Genomic DNA, 25,311 nt, shown 5'->3' with positions numbered 1-25,311 from the left:
TAAATTACTAAAATAAATTACTCTTAAAAACTAACGTCTACTTATTTTTTCCTCCAGACTTCCCAGATCTGTTGCTATTTTGATAACATATACTCCAGATTCTAGAAAAGAAATATCAAAACGGTTCTGTTCTGTTTCAAAAACTTTTTGACCAAGAAGATTATATACATCAATATGGTTCACTTTAGTATTTACAACTATTTCCCCATTGGTGGGATTAGGATAGACTGCAATTCTCAATGTATCAAATTCCTGGATACTAAGCAGATCATCCTTTAATACCGTACTAGTAACGTAAGTTCCTCGATTCCCTGTAGGATCAATCAAACGTACACGCAGAGTGATAGTTCCCTCCAATAAACTGCTCAAATCGATACCTGAAACTGTTTCATTACTTTGAGAAATAGTTCCGGAACCATTGATAGTATCAATATTTCCATCACCTGAACTACTAAAACTATACATATAAGAAGTTCCTATTTCGGCATTCATAAAAGTAAAGCTTACGTTAGTTTCATTTGACGGCTCAATTAAACTTTGATCAATACTAACACTATATCCTAAAGGCGAAATAACATCCACTGAAAACACTCTAGTATTTCCTGATCTATTGCCATTATCATCATTCCCTGTCGCTCCTACTGCAACAAGACTTCCATCAGAATTTAAAGCTACCGAAGAACCTGCTCCATCCAATGCTCTTTCACCTCTGATTTCTGAACCAATTCTTCTCCATTGGGTATCTTCATCATCCCATTTGTATAATCTAACATATCCAGCACCACTGCCTGCTCCATTATTATCAGAAGGTGCTCCAATAGCTAAAATATTTCCTTCGGCATTAATAGTCAGAGAATGTCCAGATTGGCTATATCGATCACCTATAATTTCTGAACCTTTCTGTACCCAACTACCATTTCCATCCCATTCAAAAACTCTTACCTGACCGTAGTAATCTCCAGGATTTCCAGACGCGTCATGAAATTCGGCTCCCATAGCTATAATTGTTCCTGAAGCATTCAAAGCTAGTTTATTTCCAAAAGCATCTCCAGGCTCTTCTCCATCAAGATCTTGCCCAAGTTGTACCCAATTAGTATTGTTTGTCCATTGAAACACTCTAGCATGTCCAGCACGATTACCATTGCCGTCATTCCCTTGCGCTCCAATAGCAATGATGGTTCCATCTCCATTAATACTAATAGAACCAGCAGCATCGCCTTCGGATTCTCCATAAATATCTGCACCTAATTGCACCCAATTATTGGTATTATCCAATCTATAGACTCTTGCTCTACCTGCATTTACTGTATTTACTACATCTGTCCATGCTCCAACAACCAATGTGGTACCATCTTGACTAAACTTGACATTTCTAATAGTTTCATCACCTGCTTCCTCATCGATATCTTGCCCTAACTGTATCCAAGTATTACTACTCCGCTTAAATACTCTAACTTGACCAGAATTTGATCCTCCAATAGCAACTCTAGTTCCATCGCCACTTAAACTTATGGATCTTCCTGATTTGAAACCTGCTTCCTCTCCATCAATATCATCTCCTATTTGTGTCCATACATCATTTACATTTTCGAAAACACGCACCTGACCCGAATTAGAACCATTACCGTCATTATCTGTTGCTCCAACCGCTAATATATTTCCATTAGAACTCAATGAAACTGATCTACCAGAAGTATCGCTAGCTGCTTCTCCATCTACATCTTGCCCCACTTGGGTTTGTGCTACTACCTGAGTTATAAAACTGTTGATTACTAATGTAATTCCTAGAATATAATTTGAAAATAATCTTTTTTTCATTGTGTTAATTCTTTTATTCTCCTGTAAAAAACATGTACAGACAATACAATACTGTACATTACAGGGATAAAACTAATAACACTACATAGGTCGTCATACACTGTATTCAGTGAAAATGTAATAACGAAAAAAGTCAGTACAATGTTTAGAAAAAATAAAAATCAGGTTTTCTGTTTCTTTTTCTTAGCTGCTGGAAAGAGCACATTATTAAGAATCAAACGATATCCAGGAGAGTTAGGATGTAATTCTAATTCCGTTTTCGGATCACCCACTCTATGTTGGTAATCCTCTGGATCATGTCCACCGTAGAACGTAAAAAATCCTTTCCCCTTGATTCCATGGATATATCTGGCCTCATTATTTGTTTTATTTTCTCCGAGAATAAGCACATTCGATTTTATTTCTGTAGGATCATAAGCGGTAGTTTGTCCCATAAAACCTTTTACTAACGCTGTATGATTTTGACAAAGCATTGTAGGTATAGGATCCCATTTTGCTGAAAAATCCATTAATGTGAAATAATCTGTTCGCTTAGGAATACGTCTTTTCCTAGTCATATCTATAGAGGAAAACTCATATACATTTGGACTTCTTTCTAGAGTAAAATCTCTAAAAGCAAAAGTTTTAGAAAAATCAATTTTTGCTTGATACCCTGGCTCGCTAGGATCTCCATCAAACATGGGTTCGCAAATATCAACCCCTTCTGCTGCGATAGCTATTTCAAAACTATCCGTAGCACTGCACATTGCAAACATAAATCCACCACCAACAACGTAATCTCTTATTTTTAATGCAACCGCTAACTTTTCTTCTGAAACCTTATCATAGCCTAAATCTGCTGCTAACTTCTCTGCGGCAGCCTTTTCTTTAATATACCAAGGATGTGCTCTATAGGTAGCATAAAATTTACCATACTGACCTGTAAAGTCTTCATGATGTAAATGTAACCAATCATATAAGATCAGGTTATCTTCTAAAACTTCTTTATCATAGACCGTTTCATACGGAATTTCAGCAAAAGTCAATACCATAGTTACCGCATCATCCCAAGGTTGATTTCCTTTTGGAGAATATACAGCAATCTTAGGTGCTTTTTCTAAGACTACAGCTTCCATATTCTTGGAAGGGCTGCTGATTTCTTCTAAAATCTCTTCTGTTTTTGTATTACTTAATACTTCATAAGATACTCCTCTTATGGTACATTCTTTTTTGATATCTTCTGTATCGGGTAATAAAAAAGAACCGCCTCTGTAATTAAGTAACCATTTTACTTTTAAATCTTTACTAAGAGTCCAATAAGTAATACCATAGGCCTTTAGGTGATTTTGCTGACTTTCAGCATCCATAGGAATCAATACATAAGAAGCATATGATTGAAAAGCAAAAAAGAATAAAGAACTGTAAACTAAAAGCTTACAATTCATTTTAGAAAGGTACATCGTCATCATCATTAGAATCATTTATGCTACTCCCAAAAGCTTCGTCGGCGCTTGGAAGATGACTTGTACTAAAAGGATCATCTTCTTCTTTACCGTCATTCATTTTAGAATGGAACTCAAAAGGAGTACTAAAATCATCTAAGTTATCAAATTTACCTAAGTGACCAATGAATTTTAACCTAATATTTTCTAAACCACCATTACGGTGTTTTGCTACAATGAACTCTCCTTGTCCTTGTGTAGGTGATCTTTCTTCATCATCCCACTCATCGATTTTATAATATTCTGGTCTAAATATAAAGGCAACAATATCAGCATCCTGCTCAATTGCTCCAGATTCCCTCAAGTCACTTAAAAGCGGTCGTTTACTCCCTCCACGGGTTTCAACAGCACGAGATAACTGCGAAAGTGCAATCACAGGAATATTCAATTCTTTTGCCAAAGCTTTCAGGTTTCGAGAAATGGTAGAGATTTCCTGTTCACGGTTACCGTTTTTTCCACTCCCACCAGCTGTCATTAACTGTAAGTAATCGATGATGATCATTTTAATACCATGCTGAGAAGACAATCGTCTTGCCTTTGCCCTTAAATCAAAAATCGAAAGTGATGGTGTATCATCAATAAAAAGTGGTGCTTTTTCTAAGTCTTTTACTTTTACATTTAACTGTTCCCATTCATGCTTTTCTAACTTACCAGTTCTAAGTTTTTCTGAAGAAAGTCCAGTTTCCGAAGAGATCAAACGTGTTATAAGCTGTACAGATGACATCTCCAAAGAAAAGAATGCTACTGGAGTATTAGCTCCGACTGCCATATTACGTGCCATCGATAAGGTTAACGCTGTTTTACCCATACCAGGACGTGCAGCAACGATAATTAAATCACTCGGTTGCCATCCAGAAGTAAGTTTATCTAGCTTATCGAAACCAGAAGGAACACCACTCATTCCCTCTTTATTAGAAATCTCTTGAATTTTTTTCTTAGCCTGAATTACCAAACTCTGAGCACTTTCTGTAGATCTTTTGATATTCCCTTGGGTAACTTCATATAATCTGGATTCTGCCATATCCAAAAGATCAAAAACATCTGTAGTCTCATCATAAGACTCTTCGATTATTTCATTTGATATTTTAATCAAACTTCTTTGAATATATTTTTGCAAAATTATACGAGCATGAAACTCGATATGTGCCGAAGAGGCTACCTTTTGAGTGAGTTGAATAAGATAAAATTCCCCTCCTGCTAATTCTAATTTTCCATCCTTCTTTAATTGACTCGAAACCGTTAATAAGTCGATTGGTTCAGAATTTTCGAATAGTTTAAAGACTGCTTCAAAAATGTATTTATGCGATTCTTTATAGAATACTTCTGGATTTAGGATATCGATAATTTCATCAACTCCCTTCTTATCAATCATCATCGCTCCAAGCACAACTTCTTCTAAATCAACTGCTTGAGGAGGTATTTTTCCTTTTTCCAGCGATATAACGTTCCCCCGACCGTAATTAGATTGCTGAGTTTGCTGTACTTTTTCCATAACCACGAATGTAAAAAAATTGTAAAGAGATGGACCTTTTACAAAGGTAATGAATGTCCACCAGTCATCAACAATTGAACTGTTAATAACTTAATTATATTGTTAATAAGCACAAAAAAATCCGAAGTCAAAAACTTCAGATTTTTTTGTCAAGTGATTTAATAGGGGTTAGCCTTTAAAGACTCCCATATTAGCATATTTATCCATACGCTTTTCTACCAATTCTTCTGGTGATAAGTTTTTCATCTCCTCTAAAGATGATATTATTTTATCGCGTACTGCTTTAAAAGTTTCTTCTCTATTGCTATGAGCTCCTCCAAGAGGCTCTCTAACTATTTCATCAACCACTTTCAGTTTTACACTATCCTTAGCAGTTAATTTTAAGGCTTCTGCTGCAATTTCTTTTTGTTCCCAGCTTCTCCACAATATAGAAGAACAGTTCTCTGGAGAAATAACAGAATACCAAGAATTTTCTAGCATCAATACTTTGTCTCCTACTCCAATTCCTAAAGCTCCTCCACTAGCACCTTCGCCAATAATTATAACAATAATAGGAACTTTGAGACGTGTCATTTCCAAGATATTTCTTGCAATTGCTTCTCCTTGGCCTCTTTCTTCTGCTTCTAAACCAGGATATGCACCTGGAGTATCAATGAAGCTTACCACAGGAATACCAAATTTCTCTGCACTTTTCATCAAACGCAAAGCCTTTCTGTACCCTTCAGGATTTGCCATACCAAAATTTCTATATTGTCTGGTTTTAGTATTAAAACCTTTTTGTTGACCAATGAACATAAAACTTTGATCGCCAATTTTACCTAAACCACCAATCATTGCTTTGTCATCCTTTACAGTTCGATCACCATGTAATTCCAAGAAGGAATCACCGCATATCGCATTGATATAATCTAAGGTATAAGGCCTAGAAGGATGTCTCGATAACTGTACTCTTTGCCAAGCAGTAAGATTCTTGTAAATTTCCTTTTTAGTCTCATTTAACTTCTTCTCAATTTGCTTGCACGTATCGGTAACATCAACATCACTTTCTTCTCCAATAGCACAGGCTTTTTGAAATTGTTCTTCGAGTTCTTTTATGGGGAGTTCAAATTCTAAATATTCCATATCAAGAATATATTTTGTTTTTTTTAACTAGGGTTAGCAGACAAATATAAAACAATACTTCCTAAACTAGTATTAAGACTTTTGTATTTTTATTTTTTTTAGATTCTTAAAAATTCCATTTAGCACCACAGTCCCCAAAATTATTAGTGCTCCGTAGTAAAATTCTGGATTCATTTTTTCTGCATCACCAAAAATTAGATACGCTAGTACAATACCATAGACAGGCTCCAAATTAATGGTTAACATAACAGTATATGGACTTAAATACTTCATTACTTGCACCGAACCAATAAAGGCATATGCAGTACATACAGAAGCTAATATGATAAGATATATCCAATCTGAAGTAGATAGTTGAAAGAATGATCTAGAAAATCCTTCTCCTTCCGTTCCCAAAAAAGAAATAGCAAAAAGATAGATCGTTATAAATCCAACACCACTTAACAATTCATAAAACGAGATCATGGATGGTGAATATTGCTGCGCTATTTTTCCATTAATTAATGAAAATACTGACGATAAGAATGCAGAACAGATTGCATACATAATTCCAAGGACATAATCTCCTTCTACATTAAATATGATGTACAATCCGCAAATCACCATCAATCCAAAAACCACTTCATACCAGATCAACTTTCTCTTATAAAATATTGGTTCTAAAATTGAGGTAAAAAAGGCACCAGTAGATAATACTGCCAGTGTAATGGAAACATTAGATGCTTTTATGGCTGCAAAAAATGTGATCCAATGTAATGCAATAATAACACCTGCAATACCTAAAACCATAAAGAGTTTTTTTGATATCTTAAGTGAAACTTTCCTGAAAAGAATAAATAGATAAATAAAACCTGAAGCCATTAACATTCTATACCAAACCAGCGGTAAAGCCTCAATGGTAATTAGTTCGCCCAGTATTGCGGTAAATCCCCAGACGAAAACAATAAAATGAAAATGTAAATAATTTTGAAGTTTAGCGTTTGGCATTATACAATAAATAGATTGCTAATATTCCGAAAGAAACGTTTGGAAACCACACTGCTACTAGAGGTGGAAAATCCGATTGATTTGCCAAGGTTCCAAGAACTTTATCAAAAAAGATAAAAACAAAAGCTAATGAAATTCCTACCGCTAAATTTATTCCCATTCCTCCTCTTCTTTTCATAGAAGAAACTGCTACCCCAATGACAGTTAATATAAATGCCGAAACAGGAATACTCCATCTTTTATAGGCCACTACTTTATATCTATTGATATCCGAAGAACCTCTTTTAGTCTCTTTTTCAATAAACTTACTTAACTCCATATAGTTAAGCGTTTCTGCCACATAAGTTACTGGTGTAAATTCATCAATATTAAAAGGTAACACAGTATCTTTTTTTCTTGCCTTTTCGATAATGTCTTCGTTCTCAAGAATAGTTCGTTTCACAAAATCTCTCAATTCATATATACTATCTTTCTCGATGTAAGTAATGGTTCTTGCAGAAATTTTTGTGACTAATTTATTACCATCAAAATATTCTAAAGTAAAATTGGTCGCTTTTTTCTTAAGAGGTTTAAAGTCATTAGCATACAAAAATATACTGTCATTTAACTGTCGATATACATTTCGGGTTTCCTGAACTTTTTTACCTTTCTTTAAATAAGAGTATTTGAATTCGTTAAATCCCTGACTAGCTTTTGGTGCTAAAAAAAGTCCCATCGCTAATGCTCCTAAACAAATGAGAATTGCTCCAATCATATATGGTCTAAGAAATCTCCAAAATGATACTCCAGAACTTAAAAAAGCAATAATTTCTGTTTTGTTAGCCAGTTTGGAAGTAAACCAGATTACTGATAAAAAAACGAATAAAGGAAATAAAAGGTTAGCGAAGTAAACAGTAAAATCAAGATAATAAGAAACCACCGCAGCGAATGGCACCTTATGCTCCAACATATTATCGATTTTCTCAGAAAGATCCACAATAATACCAATAGGAATGAACAATAGGATCATTGTAAAAAATGTTCCTAAATATCTCTTAAGTATGTACCAGTCTAATATTTTCAAACTACAATCTTTTATCCATTTGTTTTACCATCATATTTTTCCATGTATAAAAATCGCCAGCTAAGATATGTTTTCTAGCCTCACGAACCAACCATAAATAAAATCCTAAATTATGAATTGTAGCAATTTGCCTTCCTAACATTTCGTTTACCGTGAATAGGTGTCTTAAATATGCTTTGGAATATTCTGTATCTACATAGGTAATTCCCATTTCATCTATCGGAGAAAAATCATCTTCCCACTTTTTATTCTTAATATTTATGGTACCATGCGCTGTAAACAACATTCCATTTCTTCCGTTTCGAGTTGGCATTACACAATCAAACATATCTATACCTAGTGCAATATTTTCTAAAATATTTATAGGAGTACCTACTCCCATTAAATATCTAGGCTTATCCTCTGGTAATATTTCTGTTACTACTTCTGTCATAGCATACATTTCTTCCGCTGGCTCTCCAACAGATAAACCTCCAATTGCATTTCCTTCAGCTCCAGCATTAGCGATATACTCGGCAGACTGTCTTCTTAGATCTTTATAAGTACTTCCTTGCACGATAGGAAAAAAAGTCTGATCATATCCATATTTAACTGGAACTTTTTCCAGATGTTGCATACATCGATCTAACCACCTGTGTGTCATATGCATACTTCTTTTTGCATAATTGTAATCACAAGGATATGGAGTACATTCATCAAAAGCCATTATGATATCTGCCCCTATGGTTCGTTGAATTTCCATAACATTTTCGGGAGTAAAAACATGATAAGAACCATCAATATGTGATTTAAACTTTACCCCTTCTTCTTTAATTTTGCGATTCGCTGATAATGAATACACCTGATATCCTCCACTATCTGTAAGAATATTTCTATCCCAATTCATAAATTTATGCAGACCACCTGCTTTCTCTAGAATAGGTGTTTGCGGCCTTAAGTATAAATGATAGGTATTTCCTAATATAATATCTGGATTGATATCATTTTTCAATTCTCGTTGATGCACTCCTTTTACTGTAGCTACGGTACCAACAGGCATAAAAATTGGAGTTTCAATTACTCCGTGATCTGTTGTTACTTTTCCTGCTCTTGCTTTGCTTTGTGGATCTGTTGATAATAGGTCGAATTGCATAATTTCTATTTCGTAGAGCGCAAAGATAACTAACTAAAACTACTTTGATAAAGTCTCATTTTCGAAAAGTTTTCGTTATTAACAATAGGATCTTAATTAAAAGCTGCATCCACATTTTGCTACAGTACTCAAAACCTGTATTTTTGCGCCTTAATCATAAAGCTAATCAGCATAGCAATGCCAAAAACACAACAATTAGAAGATTTTGTGACTCAGGTACGTAGAGACATTTTACGACAAGTTCACAAAGTAAACTCAGGGCACCCAGGTGGTTCTTTGGGATGTACAGAATTCTTTGTAGCTCTTTACCAAGAAATTCTTGACAGAAAAGACGGTTTCGATATGGATGGAATAGGAGAAGATCTTTTCTTCTTATCTAACGGACATATTTCACCAGTTTATTACAGTGTATTAGCTCGCAGTGGATATTTTCCAGTAGAAGAGCTAAACACCTTTAGATTAATCGACAGTAGGCTTCAAGGACATCCAACTACTCACGAAGGACTTCCAGGTATCCGAATTGCTTCAGGATCTCTTGGTCAAGGAATGTCTGTAGCTATAGGTGCTGCACAAGCAAAAAAACTAAACAATGACGATCACATTGTCTATAGTCTTCATGGTGATGGTGAATTACAAGAAGGTCAAATTTGGGAAGCTGCCATGTATGCTGCTGGAAAAAAAGTAGACAATTTAGTTTCTACTATTGATTTAAATGGTCAGCAAATTGATGGATCTACTGATGATGTATTAGCCTTAGGAAGTCTTAAAGCTAAATTTGAGGCTTTTGGATGGGATGTTATGGAAATTAAAGAAGGAAATAATATCACAGCTGTAGTAGATGGCTTAAAAGAAGCAAAAAGTAGAACAGGCAAAGGTAAACCTGTTTGCGTACTAATGCATACTGTGATGGGTAATGGTGTTGATTTTATGATGCATACACATGCCTGGCATGGAAAAGCTCCGAATGATGAACAATTAGAAATTGGTTTAGCACAAAATCCTGAAACTTTAGGAGACTATTAAGATATAAGTGATTTTATACTGAATCACTCAAAAAAACTATTCATGAAAAAATATATAGATACAGGAAAAAAAGACACTCGATCAGGTTTTGGAGCGGGGCTTGAAGTACTTGGAAAAACAAATGAGAATGTTGTTGCATTGTGTGCAGATCTTATTGGTTCTCTAAAAATGGATGCATTTATAGCTAACAATCCGGATCGTTTTTTTCAGATTGGAATTGCAGAGGCTAATATGATGGGAATTGCTGCTGGATTAACTATAGGAGGAAAGATTCCTTTTACAGGTACATTTGCTAATTTTTCTACAGGTCGTGTATACGATCAAATAAGACAATCTATTGCTTATAGTGGAAAAAATGTAAAAATCTGTGCATCTCACGCAGGATTGACACTTGGAGAAGATGGTGCTACACATCAGATTTTGGAAGATATAGGTTTAATGAAAATGCTACCAGGAATGGTAGTAATTAATCCATGTGATTATAACCAAACTAAAGCCGCTACCATAGCGATTGCAGAATATGAAGGACCTGTATATTTACGTTTTGGAAGACCAAAAGTTGCTAATTTCACTCCAGAAGATCAAAAATTTGAAATAGGAAAAGCAGTACACTTACAAGAAGGTAGTGACGTTACGATAGTTGCTACTGGTCATTTAGTATGGGAATCTTTGTTAGCAGCCGAAACACTTGAAGCCAAAGGAATCAGTGTGGAAGTAATTAATATCCATACCATTAAACCTCTTGATGACGAAGCGATATTAAATTCTGTAAAAAAGACAGGTTGTATTGTAACTGCAGAAGAGCACAACTACCTTGGCGGACTTGGAGAAAGTGTTTCTAGAGTACTAGCTCAGAATTATCCAGTTCCTCAGGAGTTTATTGCTACTAACGACACCTTTGGAGAAAGTGGTACTCCTGATCAACTAATGGCTAAGTATGGATTAAATGCAGAAGCTATTGTAAATGCAGTTGAAAAAGTAATTAAAAGAAAATAGAGAATATATTTTCTTCCATAATTCATAATAAAAAGCCTTCCATCAAAAATGGAAGGCTTTTTGATTACTATTAAGAATAATAAGTTTCTATTTTCGTTATACTAGAAACACTGACCGCAACCAAAAAAATAGTTAGTTATTTATTCATCTTTTAAAACTCATTTAAAATGAAAAATGTATTAGTGTTATTAATTCTTTTTAGTTCATTTACAATTATTGGTCAGGACAAAGGATTAAATTTTGGGGTAAAAGCAGGTCTCAACTACGGAGATAACGGTAAGATTGAATTCACAGATCTTACCAATGCTGGGGATAATTTACTTTCCGAAAACGCAGATGATCGTGTTGGTTATCATATAGGTGTATTTCTAAGAGGCGATATTACCGATAATTTTTACCTAAAACCAGAGCTACAGTATACACAAAACAATAGCTCGTATTCGTTTAACAATCGCGAACTAGATTATGATCTAAAAAAATTAGATTTACCCATTCTAGCAGGAGTATATCTATTAGGTCCATTACATGTTTTTGGTGGTCCTTCTTTGCAATATATCATAGATAACAACCTCGAAGATGTTCGTTTAAGCAATGTTAAGAATGAATTTACGGTAGGTGTTCAATTTGGAGTAGGTTTACAAATAAGACGCCTTAATATTGATCTTAGATACGAAAGAGGTATTTCTGAAAATCAAGCGCAATCTATTGATGAAAATACTGGGCAAACCATTAGAGTAGACTCTAGACCTAATCAATTTATACTTAGTTTGGCATTAGATCTTTAATTAAAAAACGAAATAAGAATAAAAAAACTCCGGTTAGTACCGGAGTTTTTTTATTTAATCTTCTCTTGAAGCTGTATCATCTGTATCTAGATAGTTTGGAATTCCATCTCCATCAGTATCATCATTCGTTGGATCTCCATCTCCTATATCATTTGTCGGATCTCCATCTCCATCTCTATCCACAGTTAAGTCTGTATCAGGCTCCAAATCTTCGTCGATAGTTAAAGTACCATCACCGTCGTCATCTGGATCTAAATAGTTAGGAAACCCATTACTATCTGTATCATCATCCGTATCAAACACCAATCTGTCTCCATCCAAATCTTCTAAATAAGAAGGAACACCGTCATTATCATGGTCTGCTTCAACACTTCCGTATAACTGCACATGAAAGATAAGTGGTGCGTATTGCGGTATTCCATTTTGAGGTTCAGCAAAATATGCTAACCCAGAGGGCATGATAACCGTAAAATTACCGAAATCCATGCCATAACTAACTGTTCCATCGTTATTTTCTGTAAAACCAGAAGCACCTTTAAAATCAGTAATCGCCTCTCTAAAACCATCAACCACTGAAACTAGATCAAACCATAAGGGATTTACAGCACTATCAAAAACTCTTCTGTTCGGATTGTTATTATCCACAGGATCATTGACATCTATTACACCATCACCATCAGAGTCTGGTTCACCTGGATTATTATCAACATCACTATCGTCTGCAATTCCATCTCCATCGCTATCTGTCTTCGTTTCGGTTTCATCTACCATGTCTGGTTCTCCATCTCCATCTGCATCTACATCTCCATCATTTGGAATACCATCTCCATCATCATCTTCATAGTCGTAAAACACCTCACCTCGATAGGTCACAAAAGTCGAATCCGCAAATCTAGTCTGTCTTTGTTCAGCATTTCCAGCATTATGACTCATGATATACAATGTATAATCAACATCATTTCTAGTGACAGTTTTGGTTTGCAACAGTCCAGAATCCCATATGGAGGTTTCAGCACTATTCGCTCCTGCTATCGTATCAAACTGAATAACCTGGTAATCTGGGTTGAACTCATTATCTACAAATCTAAAAAAGTGGGTTTTTAGATAATCTTCGATAATTGGTGCTTCATCTGCTTCCTGTTCTGCTTCATCCCTTGGTGGTACTGCAATAATACCATCATCATCGTCATTATTACATGCATATAAAGCTGCCATAACAACACCTATGGCTAGAATATATCTTTTTATACTCATCTGATTGCTTTTTTGAAGGCGCAAGATACAATTTTCTTGTACTTTTGCTCAACTATTATTAGAGATAAACGCATTTTTTAATCATTTTTTATGCGAGTTGATAAATATTTATGGTGTATCAGGTATTATAAGACACGTAGCATAGCTACAAAAGCTTGTAAAGAAGGAAAAGTTCGTGTAAATGGAGATCTTATAAAACCATCTAGAGAAATATATCCTACAGATAAAATTACTGTTCGCAAGAACCAAGTAAATTATGAACTTATCGTTTTAGACACACCAAAAAGCCGACTAGGTGCTAAACTAGTCGACATATACCGTAAAGACGTTACTCCAGAAGAAGCGTTGCAAAAATTAGACCTTTTAAACTATTCTAAGGATTATTATCGCAAAAAGGGAATGGGTAGACCTACTAAGAAAGATCGAAGAGATATTGATGATTGGTTTGAAGGACCATCAGATAACGATAGCGAAGAATGAAATTAGACGCAGCTTTTTGGACTCAGAAATATGAACAAAATCAGACTGGATGGGATATAGGCTACGTCTCTACTCCTATCGCAACATATGCTGACCAGTTAAAAAACAAAGATTTAAAAATACTAATTCCAGGATGTGGAAATGCCTATGAAGCCATTTACTTGCACTCCAAAGATTTCAAAAATGTATATATCGTAGATTTTGTAAAAGAAACATTAAATCAATTTCAAAGAAACAATCCCACCTTTCCTAAAAAACATATCATACACAATGATTTTTTTGAGATTGAAGGTAAATTCGATCTGATTATAGAACAAACATTTTTCTGTGCGTTAGTGCCCAAACAAAGAAGAGAGTACGTTTCTAAAATGAGGTCATTACTAAAAAACAAGGGGAAATTGGTGGGAGTTTTATTTAATCGTGTTTTTGAACAATCTGGTCCTCCTTTTGGCGGAACCAAGCAAGAATACGATTCTTTGTTTTCTTCACAATTCAAAATTAAAACCCTAGAAAATTGTTATAATTCTATTCTTCCTAGAAAGGGTAGCGAACTGTTTTTTATATTTGAAGTCTAATTAGGCAAAACAATAGAATATATCCTTATGCAAACCAAAAACAATATTATCCTAACTCACGAACAAATTCAGCATAAGATAAAGCGAATCGCTTATCAAATTTATGAGACTAATGTTAGTGAAAAAGAAATTGTAATTGCTGGGATAGCAGAGAACGGCTATATTTTTGCACAACGATTAAAGTCTTTGTTGGAAGAAATCTCTGATATCCAGGTAATATTATGTAAGGTTACTATGGATAAATCAGCTCCTCAAAATACGGTAGAGACTTCACTTTCTCCTTCTGAATATACAAACAAAGCGTTAGTTCTGGCAGATGATGTTCTTAATTCCGGTACAGCTTTGGTCTATGGAGTAAAACATTTTTTAGATGTTCCTCTAACCAGATTTAAAACAGCAGTCTTGGTAAATAGAAACCACAAAAAGTATCCAATTAAAGCTGACTTTAAAGGAATTTCTTTATCTACATCATTGAATGAACACGTTAATGTTACTTTTGGAGACAATGATATAGCAACTTTAGAATAATGTTGACTCTATCTCTTCTGCTATTTGATCAACCGTTTTCGCATCTGTAGAAACTATGTGCGCTGCCTGATTATAATAAAACGAGCGTTCAAACAGATGTTTTCTAATAAAATCCTTTAGATCCTCTTTTGTAGCTATATGTGCTATTAAAGGTCTCTTCTCTTTTTCTATAAATAAACGATCTACTAATTCTTCTAGCGAAGTCCTCAAATAGACACTTTTATTCTGATTATTTCCTTTTAGAAGCTCCATATTACCTGCAAAACAAGGAGTACCTCCTCCAAGCGAAATAATATGATTTGTGTGCGTTTCTAATAGTTTTTTTAAATACTGATGCTCTCTTTTTCTAAAATAAATCTCTCCATGATCTGCAAAAATCTGAGTAATCGTTTTATTTTCCTGATCCTCTATATAATCATCCAAATCAATACTATTCATTTTTAATTGATCAGCTAAAGCTTTGGCAATAGATGATTTACCGCACCCCATATATCCTAGTAAGACAATATTCATGAACAAAATTTTAGGTTATTTACGCCTTTAAAAAAGGGCATTTAAAATAAAATGTAAATTTATATTAAATTCTTCTTGAAAAATAAATTAATGATAGTATATTTGCACCCGCATTCAGGAAAAGAATGTAATGACCGGGTAGCTCAGTTGGTAGAGCATCTCCCTTTTAAGGAGAGGGTCCTGGGTTCGAGCCCCAGCCCGGTCACAAGAAAGATTAGATTATTTTTTTTTTCAAATAATTCTAATCTTAAGTTCTTAAAAAAATAATGATATTACCGTATCAATGACCGGGTAGCTCAGTTGGTAGAGCATCTCCCTTTTAAGGAGAGGGTCCTGGGTTCGAGCCCCAGCCCGGTCACTAAAAAGTATTGCAATCTCTTGTGATACTTTTTTAGTTTTACACTATATTGTGATCTATAATGCCCAGGTGCTGGAATTGGTAGACAGGCATGGTTGAGGGCCATGTGTCCATTAGGGCGTGCGGGTTCGACTCCCGCTCTGGGCACTTTTTTTCTTCCGAAATAGAACACTTACATACTCCCTTGATTTACAATCCCAACTTTTTTATCTAAAAAAATCAGCGCAACTGATTTAAATCCGAACACTCATACCAAACAGTAATTTAAATTACTTCAATAACCTACCCTAAACATAAATATTACTATAAATGTAGTTTTATTACTAAATTTATAGTTTAGTTACTAAAAATATAGTTATATTTGCTCTATGAAGGATTTAACAAAAGCAGAAGAACAGGTTATGAAATACCTTTGGAAACTAGAAAAAGCTTTCCTAAAAGATATCGTAGAACAATTTCCAGAACCAAAACCAGCTTATACCACAATATCTACCGTAATAAGAACTCTGGTTACTAAAAAATTCATCAGCTTTAACGTATACGGAAGAATTAAAGAATATTATCCTCTCATAAGTAAGGAGCAATATTTTAAAAGCCACTTTAAGGGAGTGGTAAAGAATTTTTTTAGTGGTTCTGTAAGTAAATTTGCTTTGTTTTTCACAAAAGATGAGGACCTAAATGTTTCAGAATTAGAAGAAATGAAACAAATGATAGAAGACAAAATTGAACTATTAAAAAAGCAAAATGACTAGCCTTATCATCTATCTTATACAGTCAAGTTTTTGTTTTACGGTATTGTATATTTCTTATCACTTATTTTTTAGAAAGCTAACATTCCATAATATTAATAGAATCATACTGCTATCTATTATTCCGTTATCGTTAGGTATTCCTTTACTAAGTCATATACATTTTGAAACGATTCCAGAAGCAATCATCATACCGCATTTAGAAGAATATGTGTCTTTCGAACATATTATCCTAGAAGAAAATTATAATAAAAACACTTTTACGCTCCAAAACAGTAATATCCTATTGGTCTTAACTACCTTATATCTCTTTGGAGCTGTTTTTTGTGTCTTAAAATTATTATTATCCATAATTAAACTATTTCAACTAAAACAAAAGTCTAAAACACTTTTACATAAAAACTACTCCATAATTCTTACTAACGCTTCACACATATTCTCCAGTTTCAAATGGATTTTTATCCCTAAAGATCAAATTCAAACTATCGAAACACCGGTTCTTGAACATGAAAAAGCTCATATCGTGCTGTACCATACATTGGATTTAATGCTTACGGAACTATATCTAGCCATATTTTGGTTCAACCCTTTTACTTATGTATTCAGAAAAACATTACAATCCGTTCACGAATTTCAGGCAGACAAATATGTGGTACGTAATCAAGTAAAAAAATCCGAATACCTAGAATTATTAATCAAAAATTTAGGAAGTACACGCAATTCAAAATTACACAGTTATTTTAATCATTCATTAATCAAAAAACGAATAGACATGATCACAAAAACCAATTCCAATCCAAAAAAAATCATCCGATACATTTTACTTACGCCTGTTTTATTTATACTGCTAACAGCTTTTATAAAACCAGAATTAGACACAACGAATGTATTAGAACAAATTATCACAGAAGAGATAATTGTAGAAATACCTCCTTCCATCTTTCCCGTTAAAAACGGATCCAAAGATCATATTACGGCCGTTTATGGTAAAAAGTTTGATCATCCACAACTGAAGAAAAACAAGATCCACAAAGGGATTGACATTAGAGCAAAAATCGGAACACCCATTGTGGCTACAGCAAATGGAACAGTAAAAGTTGCGAAGAAAGAAGGGAATTGGGGTAATTTGATAGTAATTTCACATTCCGACGGTTTCGAAACCTGGTATGCACACCTAGATAGTTTTGATGTAAAGGAAAATCAGCAAGTACGTATTGGAGACATTATAGGAAAAAGTGGTAACACTGGACTATCTACAGGACCTCATCTTCATTACGAAGTACGTCATCACGGAAAAAATGTAGACCCAATGGATTACATAGAAAAGTAATTAAAAGTGTTGATCCGGCAAAAGTAAAAACTCTTGCCGGATTTATTTTAAAAAAGGTTAAATACAAAATTATGAATCTATAACCTGCAAAATAATCATTAAGACCATTATACTTAAATCTTTAAAAAAAACTGTTTTACAAACAATTAGACATTATTTTTTTTAAAAAACAGTCCTCAATAATAATAATTTTGCTGATATATTTTTTTCAGTAACCTATTGCGAATAATGCATTTCATATCTTTTTTTAACAATAATCGTTAATAATTTAACAAGGACAATTTACAAAGTAGCTAGATTTTTGTTTAAATTTGTTTAACTATTTTGATGAAAAGGTGAACAACATAAAGCAAAATTTTAGTATTAAAGATCTGGAAAATTTATGCGGAGTAAAAGCGCATACCATAAGAATATGGGAAAAAAGATACAACTTATTATCTCCAGACCGAACTGAGACTAACATTCGTACATATAGTTTAAAAAGCTTACAGAAACTTCTTAATGTTACATATTTAGTAAACAGCGGATATAAAATATCTCGAGTTTCTAAATTAAATAATGAAGAGATTGATGAATATGTGAGACGCATAGTTTCTGATACTAGTACCAAAAATCAAGCTATCAACTCTCTTAAAATAGCAATGCTTAACTATGATTTACAACTGTTTTTAGGTACGTATGAACAATTATCGGAGAAAAGAACTTTCCGTCAAATATTTACAGATGTTTTCATACCGTTATTGACGGAAATAGGTTTGTTATGGCAAACAAATACTATCAGTCCATCTCATGAGCATTTCATTACTAATTTGATAAAACAGAAACTACTTATCAATATTGAGAAATTACAATATTCTAAAGCTACTCAAACTGATAAAGCATTTATATTGTTTTTACCAGAAAATGAAATTCATGAATTAGGTTTATTGTATATCAATTATGAAATTCTACTTAAAGGATATAAAGCTATATACTTGGGACCAAGTATTCCTTTAGATAGTCTACCTAATATGCTAACTTTTCACGAAAACACCACATTTCTCTCATATTTTACTGTAAGACCAGAGAAAGATAAAATTGAAGACTACGTTAAAAAATTCAATGAAGTGGTTTGCACAAAAAGAGAAAGTGAATTTTGGATGTTAGGTAAACAAACCATGCACATATCGAAAACTAGTGCTCCCAACCATCGTTATTTTTCATCCATAAACGATTTAATTAAAGAATTATAATCTACCAAATAAACCAACCAATATGACGCCAAAAGTAGTAATAATAGGCTCTGGCTTTTCCTCTCTTTCCGCATCTTGCTATTTGGCACAATTGGGATATGAAGTTTCCATTTATGAAAAAAATGATACTATTGGTGGTAGAGCACGTCAATTAAAAAAAGAAGGTTTTACATTCGATATAGGCCCTTCTTGGTATTGGATGCCCGATGTCTTTGAAAAATTTTTTAATGATTTTAATACTTCAGCATCCGATTTTTACAAATTGGATAAACTAGATCCAGCATATCAGGTGTTTTTTGAAGATGGAAAAAGTATTTCTATAGAAGATACTCTTGATAAAATATACGCAGCTTTCGAAAAAGAAGAAAAAGGAAGCGCAGCGAAGCTCAAAAAATTTATTGATGCAGCCAGAAGCAATTATGATATTGCGATAAAAAACTTGGTATATCGACCTGGTGTTTCACCAATAGAATTAGTAACCAAAGAAACAATTAAGAAAGTAGGTCAGTTTTTTAGTACTATTTCTAAGGAAGTAAGAAAAGAATTTACTAATAAGAAACTAATTCAAATTTTAGAATTTCCAGTTTTATTTCTAGGTGCAAAACCTAGTGACACTCCTGCTTTTTATAGTTTTATGAACTATGCTGATTTTGGATTAGGAACTTGGCATCCAAAAGGCGGAATGTACCAGGTTATATTGGGAATGAAAAAACTAGCCGAATCACTAGGTGTTACTATTCATACAAACACTCCAGTAAGCAAAATATTAGTAGAAAATGGTAAGACTACTGGTGTAGTTGTTAATGCTTCGACCATCGAAGCAGATATAATTCTATGTGGAGCAGATTACCATCATGGAGAAACACTTCTTGATGAAAAATATAGACAGTATTCAGAAAAGTACTGGGAGCGAAAGACTTTTGCACCTTCTTCTCTACTCTTTTATGTAGGGTTTGACAAAAAACTAAATAATATCGAGCATCATAATTTGTTTTTTGATACTGATTTTGATGTTCATGCCAAAGATATTTATGATGATCCTAAATGGCCAGAAAACCCGTTATTTTATGCGAACTTCACTTCGGTATCTGACAGTGGTACAGCTCCAGAAGGAATGGAAAATGGTTTTTTCTTAATTCCATTAGCACCAGGAATAGAAGATACGGAAGCTTTAAGAGAAAAATACTTTAATAAAATTATAACACGTTTTGAAAATTTAACGAAACAAAGTGTTCAAAATAATATTATCTTTAAAGAGTCCTTTTGTGTAAAGGACTTTATAAAAGAATATAATTCATTCAAAGGAAATGCTTATGGTATGGCAAACACCCTATTGCAGACCGCATTTCTTAGACCTAAGTTGAAAAGTAAAAAAGTTCAGAATTTATTTTTTACAGGACAACTAACTGTTCCCGGACCAGGAGTACCGCCATCACTAATTTCTGGTAAACTAGTAGCAGGATTGATAGAATCACAATGTAAAGTTTCCAGACAACCCAAATTACAGGTTGTATGATAACCACATTTCGCACTTCATCTTATCATTATGAATAGACCTAACATTAATTTTTTCTTATCTAAAAATTAAACTAAAACTACCTTCTATGAAAGCTTTATTTGACTCCATTTCTTACAGTTGCAGTAAGCTAGTTACGAACTCTTACAGCACATCTTTCTCTTTAGCTTCTAAAATGTTATCAGACTCCATCCGACAGGATATCTATAACATCTATGGCTTTGTAAGATTTGCCGATGAAATTGTAGATAGTTTTCATGATTATGATAAAGAGACTTTATTTAACGATTTTGAAAAGGAAATGTATAAAGCTATCCAAAACAAAATAAGCTTAAATCCTATTCTTAATTCATTCCAGAAAACTGTTCACGAATACAATATCGAACCGGAATTATATGAAGCCTTTATGAAGAGTATGCGTTTAGACTTACATAAAACAGATTATTTAACAACTTCTGAGTACGAAGAATATATTTACGGTTCTGCCGATGTAGTTGGACTTATGTGCTTAAAAGTTTTCGTAAAAGGAGATCAACAAAAATACGATGAACTTAAAAAAAGTGCGATGCACCTAGGTTCAGCCTTCCAGAAAGTAAACTTTTTAAGAGACTTAAAAGCAGATTTTGAAGAATTAAGTCGTACATACTTCCCAAACACAGATTTAACAAGATTAGATGAAATTTCGAAATCCAGAATCATCGAAGAAATCCAAGAGGACTTTGACAAAGGTTTTGAAGGTATTATGAAATTACCTGTAGAGGCTAAATTTGGTGTATACACAGCTTACATCTACTATAAAAAACTACTAAACAAATTAGAATCTACTCCATCGGTAGAAATAAAAAATACTCGAATAAGAGTTCCTAATTATCAAAAATTTGGATTATTAGCTAAATCTTACTTTGATTATAGAATGAACCTAATTTAATAGTATTTTTGATCAAACCTATTTATAATTTGTAATGAATATTCTAATCTGGATATTAATTTTTGTTAGTACGTTTTGCGCAATGGAATTTATGGCCTGGTTTACTCATAAATACGTTATGCATGGATTTTTATGGTCCCTACACAAAGATCACCACCATAAAGATCATAATAGCTGGTGGGAACGTAATGATTTGTTCTTTGTTTTTTATGCTGTTATTAGCATGTCATGTATTATGTTGCACGACCCAGTTACTTTTTGGATGGGAAAACCCATTGGTTTTGGTATTTTAGCCTATGGTATTGCATATTTTTTCGTACACGATATTTTTATTCATCAACGATTCAAAATGTTTCGTAATGCTAACCATTGGTACGCGAGAGGCGTACGAAGAGCCCATAAAATACATCACAAACACTTAGGAAAAGACAAAGGAGAATGCTTTGGAATGTTATTTGTGCCCTTTAAATATTTTAAAAAATAATTATTCCGATAAAAGTTGATCAATCGTTGCTCTAACTTTTTCAGTATTCCAATCTGCAGCCCCAACCTTGTGAATAATAATATTTCCCTTTTTATCAATAAGGTATGTCCCTGGTATTGGCTTATGTACAAAAGGCTCCGGATGCGCGGATAACGATCGGTAAATCGGATAATTATAATCCTTATCACTCATAAATTTATTCAATTCGGGATCATCATCTTCGGTAAGAAAAACAAAAACCACTTTATCTTTATAATCGTTATATAGCTTTTGAAGAGAAGGCATCTCCGCGATACAAGGAGGACACCATGTTGCCCAGTAATTTAATAATATCACTTTTCCTTCTGCACTATTAAAGTTCATAGATTCAGTATTTACACCATGTAATTTCCAATCAAAAGATGCTACTTGTGCGCGATCCTCTACCGCAACTAAACTAGGACTAAAAGAAAATATTCTGGTAAGAAAAATTTGCATCATTCCTCTCGTATTAGGAATAAAAAACAGTAATAATATGACTACAAAAATTAAGTTGGATATTTTCTTTTTATCAAATTTCATAAGATATAATGTGTGCTATTTTTTAGGATTGGTCTTAGATAAACCGTTTCCTTACAAAAGTATATAAATTAATAAAGCGCAGCCAGAGACCGCGCTTTAAAACTAACAAAAAAACAACAATGAACTATTGTGTTACGCTTCTTAAGAGAAGAGATGCAACGTTAAGTTCACATTATCTTCGATACTTTATTTTTCTTTTTCTGAATACCTTTAGTTTCTTGTTACCGTTATTGAGTTTGATAAATCAAAGTCTCCCATAACGTTAGCTGCATTCATTCCCATCTCTAATCCAGTTACTGTTCCATTATATCTTGCGTACCAGATTAAACATACTCCAACTCCTGCTGCATCAAAATCTACTCCTTCTACTTGTGCTAATGTTGATGGGAGTCCTAATATATTTCCTTGATCATCTGTGATAATCCAAGTACTATTATCTCCAAAAGCATTCGTATCATCTAACGTAATTCCAGATACTGTATCTGGCATTCCATCCACAGTAAATGTGTAAGGTCCTCCTGAAATAGATCCCGCATTGACTACCTGATTACGTACCACTGTGATCGCATTAGAAAGATCAAAATCACCCATAACATCATTGGCATTCATTCCCATTTCTAATCCCGTTACTGTGCCATTATATCTTGCGTACCAAATCAAACAAGTACCAGCTCCTGCTTCATCAAAATCTACTCCTTCTACCGCCATTAATGTTGGTGGTAATCCTAAAATATTTCCTTGATCATCAGTAATAATCCATGTACCATTGTCACCGAAAGCATTAGAAGCATCTAGGGTAATTCCAGAGACCATATCTGGTTCTCCGTCCACATCAAATTCATATGGACCACCAGAAAGTGTTCCTGCATTTACTACTTGGTTACGAACTACTGTAATTGCGTTAGAAAGATCAAAATCTCCTGTTACGTCATTAGCATTCATTCCCATTTCTAATCCTGTTACTGTACCATTATATCTTGCATACCAAATTAAACAAGTACCAGCTCCTGCTTCGTCAAAATCCACTCCTTCTACTGCCATTAATGTTGGTGGTAATCCTAAAATATTTCCTTGGTCATCTGTAATAATCCAAGTACTATTATCTCCAAAAGCATTAGAATCATCTAAGGTAATTCCGGATACCATATCTGGTTCTCCATCTACATCAAATTCGTAAGGTCCTCCAGAAAGTGTTCCTGCATTTACCACCTGGTTACGAACAACTGTGATCGCATTAGAGAGGTCAAAATCACCTGTTACATCGTTAGCATTCATTCCCATTTCCAATCCAGAAATATCTCCTTCGTATCTTGCATACCAGATCAAGCAAGTTCCAGCGCCTGCACCATCAAAATCCACTCCTTCTACAGCAGTTAATGTTGGTGGTAACCCAAGAATATTTCCAAGATCATCCGTAATAATCCAAGTACTTCCTGATCCGAAAGCATTAGTGTCATCTAAAGTTATTCCAGATACCATATCCGCTTCTCCATCCACGTCAAATTCAAATGGACCACCTTCTATAGATCCTGCATTTGCTACTTGATTACGGATTACGGTAATAGAGTTTGAAAGATCAAAATCTCCAGTAACGTCATTGGCATTCATTCCCATTTCTAATCCAGAAATTTCGCCATTGTACCTAGCATACCATATCAAACATGTTCCAGCACCAGCACTATCAAAATTCACTCCTTCTACAGCTGTTAATGTAGGCGGTAAACCTAGAATAAGTCCTTGATCATCTGTAACGATCCAAGTACTTCCTGTTCCAAAGGCGTTTGTATCATCTAAGGTGATTCCGGAAACCATATCTGGTTCTCCATCTACATCAAATTCAAACGGTCCCCCAGAAATTTCTCCAGCGTTTGCTACTTGTATAGTGTCATCATCCTCATTACAGGAAACTGCGATCAATCCAACCGCTAGCATACCTATTATCAGTTTTTTAAACATTGCTTTTGTTTTATAATTATTATTACTGTAAAAGTAAATTCATAAAACATTTTAAAATGTTAGGTAGCTAACATTAAGCAACAATTTTTAAACGGATTTCCTTTCTATTAAAATCAATTCTATTAGATTCTTTTAATTCATTCATAAGAATGTTTAAAGTGGGCCTAGAAGTACCTATAAGATTAGCTATATCTCTTTGTGTATAAGGATGATGAATAACAGTATCTCCTGTATCAGGACAACAATAACCAAAATCTTCCTTAAGCTCATTTAAGAACTCTAATAACCTTGTTTTGGTATCCTTAAATAGAAGAAGCTGCAAACGTCTTTCTAAACGTTTAAATCGCAATCCGATAAACTTATATATTTTCAAACTAAATGTTTGATTGTCTCGCATTAAATCATGCATTGTTTGCACACCAATAGGACAAATAGAAGTAGTATTATCTATGGATTGAGCAAATTCCGTTCTTCGATCTTCTCCTAAAATAGCTTTTTCCCCAAAAAGCTCTCCTCGAGTCAAAATTGCTTTTACGACTTCATTTCCATCTTCGGAGTAGTATCCGATTTTTACTTTCCCTTTTTCAATTAGATACACTTTGTTAGCAGAGTCTTCTTCAAAATAGATATAATCACTTTTTTTGTAGGCGTCGAAATCGTGATCTTTCTTGTAATTTTTAAATTTATGAGGACATAATACCTTAAAGAGATTGGCATCCTCAAAAAACCAAATTGCACTCATGATGTTGTGTTTTTATAAGTTAGTTACGTATCAAAGCATTGATATTAAAATAGACGTCGTAATCCAAAATCAATCCTTACAAAAAATTAACAAAATATATCGTGCTAAAAATGTCTGTTCTCCTTAATAATATAACAGCTCTTTGGAATAAAACCCTAAACTTATCCATAAAAAAACTCCCAATATATTTTTTGGGAGTTTATTAG

General features: G+C 33.8%; 24 protein-coding genes and 3 tRNA genes. 15 read left to right on the top strand and 12 right to left on the bottom strand.

All coding sequences use genetic code 11. The features are described from left to right. Positions 1–30 precede the first annotated feature (30 nt). From Q1B37_RS12580 to tgt, 7 genes are all read right to left on the bottom strand, one after another. Positions 31–1,818: a T9SS type A sorting domain-containing protein gene (locus Q1B37_RS12580; RefSeq protein ID WP_299899059.1), complete on the bottom strand. Its 1,788-nt coding sequence runs from the start codon at positions 1,816–1,818 to the stop codon at positions 31–33. 161 nt (positions 1,819–1,979) lie between these two features. Then, positions 1,980–3,242, bottom strand: a complete 1,263-nt coding sequence (locus Q1B37_RS12575; RefSeq protein WP_299899057.1) for an asparagine synthetase B — start codon at positions 3,240–3,242, stop codon at positions 1,980–1,982. 1 nt (position 3,243) lies between these two features. Continuing rightward, a complete protein-coding gene (dnaB, locus tag Q1B37_RS12570; protein ID WP_299606928.1) occupies positions 3,244–4,791 on the bottom strand; it encodes a replicative DNA helicase in 1,548 nt (515 codons plus the stop codon). 168 nt (positions 4,792–4,959) lie between these two features. Then, on the bottom strand, positions 4,960–5,913 hold the full coding sequence (locus tag Q1B37_RS12565; protein ID WP_299606927.1) for an acetyl-CoA carboxylase carboxyltransferase subunit alpha: 954 nt from the start codon (positions 5,911–5,913) through the stop codon (positions 4,960–4,962). Positions 5,914–5,985: 72 nt separating this feature from the next. Continuing rightward, positions 5,986–6,900: an EamA family transporter gene (locus tag Q1B37_RS12560; RefSeq protein WP_299899055.1), complete on the bottom strand. Its 915-nt coding sequence runs from the start codon at positions 6,898–6,900 to the stop codon at positions 5,986–5,988. After that, positions 6,887–7,963 (bottom strand): LptF/LptG family permease, encoded by a 1,077-nt coding sequence (locus Q1B37_RS12555; RefSeq protein ID WP_299606924.1) that lies wholly within the window; start codon positions 7,961–7,963, stop codon positions 6,887–6,889. Before Q1B37_RS12555 ends, Q1B37_RS12560 begins: the two co-directional genes overlap by 14 nt. A 1-nt stretch (position 7,964) precedes the next feature. Continuing rightward, positions 7,965–9,095, bottom strand: a complete 1,131-nt coding sequence (gene tgt / locus Q1B37_RS12550) for a tRNA guanosine(34) transglycosylase Tgt (protein ID WP_299606923.1) — start codon at positions 9,093–9,095, stop codon at positions 7,965–7,967. A gap of 177 nt (positions 9,096–9,272) precedes the next feature. Between tgt and Q1B37_RS12545 the strand changes: the two genes are divergently transcribed. The 3 genes from Q1B37_RS12545 to Q1B37_RS12535 all read left to right on the top strand — a co-directional run bounded on the left by Q1B37_RS12545 (position 9,273) and on the right by Q1B37_RS12535 (position 11,899). Then, entirely contained in the window at positions 9,273–10,118 is an 846-nt protein-coding gene (locus tag Q1B37_RS12545) for a transketolase (RefSeq protein ID WP_299606922.1), read from the top strand. 42 nt (positions 10,119–10,160) lie between these two features. Further along, positions 10,161–11,114, top strand: coding sequence for a transketolase C-terminal domain-containing protein (locus tag Q1B37_RS12540; protein ID WP_299899053.1), 954 nt, complete (start codon positions 10,161–10,163; stop codon positions 11,112–11,114). A gap of 167 nt (positions 11,115–11,281) precedes the next feature. After that, positions 11,282–11,899, top strand: a complete 618-nt coding sequence (locus Q1B37_RS12535; protein ID WP_299606919.1) for a porin family protein — start codon at positions 11,282–11,284, stop codon at positions 11,897–11,899. Between the two features lie 54 nt (positions 11,900–11,953). Here the strand turns inward: Q1B37_RS12535 and Q1B37_RS12530 are convergent, their stop codons facing one another. Next, entirely contained in the window at positions 11,954–13,153 is a 1,200-nt protein-coding gene (locus Q1B37_RS12530) for a hypothetical protein (protein WP_299899051.1), read from the bottom strand. A gap of 90 nt (positions 13,154–13,243) precedes the next feature. Here Q1B37_RS12530 and Q1B37_RS12525 point away from each other — a divergent pair, with 90 nt between their 5' ends. The 3 genes from Q1B37_RS12525 to Q1B37_RS12515 are packed head-to-tail and all read left to right on the top strand — an operon-like array spanning position 13,244 to position 14,736. After that, positions 13,244–13,633 (top strand): S4 domain-containing protein, encoded by a 390-nt coding sequence (locus Q1B37_RS12525; RefSeq protein WP_299606914.1) that lies wholly within the window; start codon positions 13,244–13,246, stop codon positions 13,631–13,633. Then, the gene (locus Q1B37_RS12520) at positions 13,630–14,208 is read left to right on the top strand and encodes a methyltransferase domain-containing protein (RefSeq protein ID WP_299899049.1); all 579 of its coding nucleotides are present in this window, start codon (positions 13,630–13,632) and stop codon (positions 14,206–14,208) included. Before Q1B37_RS12525 ends, Q1B37_RS12520 begins: the two co-directional genes overlap by 4 nt. Before the next feature lie 27 nt (positions 14,209–14,235). Next, positions 14,236–14,736 (top strand): phosphoribosyltransferase family protein, encoded by a 501-nt coding sequence (locus Q1B37_RS12515; RefSeq protein WP_299899047.1) that lies wholly within the window; start codon positions 14,236–14,238, stop codon positions 14,734–14,736. Here Q1B37_RS12515 and Q1B37_RS12510 read toward each other — a convergent pair. After that, positions 14,728–15,249 (bottom strand): shikimate kinase, encoded by a 522-nt coding sequence (locus tag Q1B37_RS12510; protein WP_299899045.1) that lies wholly within the window; start codon positions 15,247–15,249, stop codon positions 14,728–14,730. The two genes, Q1B37_RS12515 and Q1B37_RS12510, sit on opposite strands and share 9 nt — an antisense overlap. Positions 15,250–15,381: 132 nt before the next feature. Between Q1B37_RS12510 and Q1B37_RS12505 the strand changes: the two genes are divergently transcribed. From Q1B37_RS12505 to Q1B37_RS12465, 9 genes are all read left to right on the top strand, one after another. After that, positions 15,382–15,454: transfer RNA gene (locus Q1B37_RS12505), tRNA-Lys, on the top strand. A gap of 80 nt (positions 15,455–15,534) precedes the next feature. Next, a tRNA-Lys gene (locus Q1B37_RS12500) sits at positions 15,535–15,607 on the top strand. Between the two features lie 63 nt (positions 15,608–15,670). After that, positions 15,671–15,754 (top strand) — tRNA-Leu (locus Q1B37_RS12495). 221 nt (positions 15,755–15,975) lie between these two features. Beyond that, positions 15,976–16,359, top strand: coding sequence for a BlaI/MecI/CopY family transcriptional regulator (locus Q1B37_RS12490; protein WP_299606908.1), 384 nt, complete (start codon positions 15,976–15,978; stop codon positions 16,357–16,359). Beyond that, positions 16,352–17,686: a peptidoglycan DD-metalloendopeptidase family protein gene (locus tag Q1B37_RS12485; RefSeq protein WP_299899043.1), complete on the top strand. Its 1,335-nt coding sequence runs from the start codon at positions 16,352–16,354 to the stop codon at positions 17,684–17,686. Before Q1B37_RS12490 ends, Q1B37_RS12485 begins: the two co-directional genes overlap by 8 nt. Before the next feature lie 335 nt (positions 17,687–18,021). Continuing rightward, on the top strand, positions 18,022–18,918 hold the full coding sequence (locus Q1B37_RS12480) for a MerR family transcriptional regulator (RefSeq protein WP_299606904.1): 897 nt from the start codon (positions 18,022–18,024) through the stop codon (positions 18,916–18,918). 22 nt (positions 18,919–18,940) lie between these two features. Further along, the gene (crtI, locus tag Q1B37_RS12475) at positions 18,941–20,434 is read left to right on the top strand and encodes an NAD(P)/FAD-dependent oxidoreductase (RefSeq protein WP_299899041.1); all 1,494 of its coding nucleotides are present in this window, start codon (positions 18,941–18,943) and stop codon (positions 20,432–20,434) included. A gap of 88 nt (positions 20,435–20,522) precedes the next feature. Further along, a complete protein-coding gene (locus Q1B37_RS12470; protein ID WP_299899039.1) occupies positions 20,523–21,362 on the top strand; it encodes a phytoene/squalene synthase family protein in 840 nt (279 codons plus the stop codon). Between the two features lie 34 nt (positions 21,363–21,396). Then, a complete protein-coding gene (locus Q1B37_RS12465) occupies positions 21,397–21,846 on the top strand; it encodes a beta-carotene hydroxylase (RefSeq protein ID WP_299606899.1) in 450 nt (149 codons plus the stop codon). Here the strand turns inward: Q1B37_RS12465 and Q1B37_RS12460 are convergent, their stop codons facing one another. From Q1B37_RS12460 to Q1B37_RS12450, 3 genes are all read right to left on the bottom strand, one after another. Further along, positions 21,847–22,407 carry a redoxin family protein gene (locus Q1B37_RS12460; RefSeq protein ID WP_299899037.1) on the bottom strand — a complete coding sequence of 187 codons (561 nt, stop codon included), beginning with the start codon at positions 22,405–22,407 and terminating at the stop codon, positions 21,847–21,849. Positions 22,408–22,617: 210 nt separating this feature from the next. Then, positions 22,618–24,363, bottom strand: a complete 1,746-nt coding sequence (locus tag Q1B37_RS12455) for a hypothetical protein (protein ID WP_299899035.1) — start codon at positions 24,361–24,363, stop codon at positions 22,618–22,620. Positions 24,364–24,436: 73 nt separating this feature from the next. Then, positions 24,437–25,105, bottom strand: a complete 669-nt coding sequence (locus tag Q1B37_RS12450) for a Crp/Fnr family transcriptional regulator (RefSeq protein WP_299606895.1) — start codon at positions 25,103–25,105, stop codon at positions 24,437–24,439. Positions 25,106–25,311: the final 206 nt, after the last annotated feature.

Origin of the sequence: uncultured Aquimarina sp. (assembly GCF_947492965.1) — a bacterium.
In the GTDB taxonomy this organism is placed as follows: Bacteria; Bacteroidota; Bacteroidia; order Flavobacteriales; family Flavobacteriaceae; genus Aquimarina.
The sequence above is the reverse complement of the archived record's forward strand: the minus strand, read 5'-3'. Positions and strand labels throughout refer to the sequence as shown.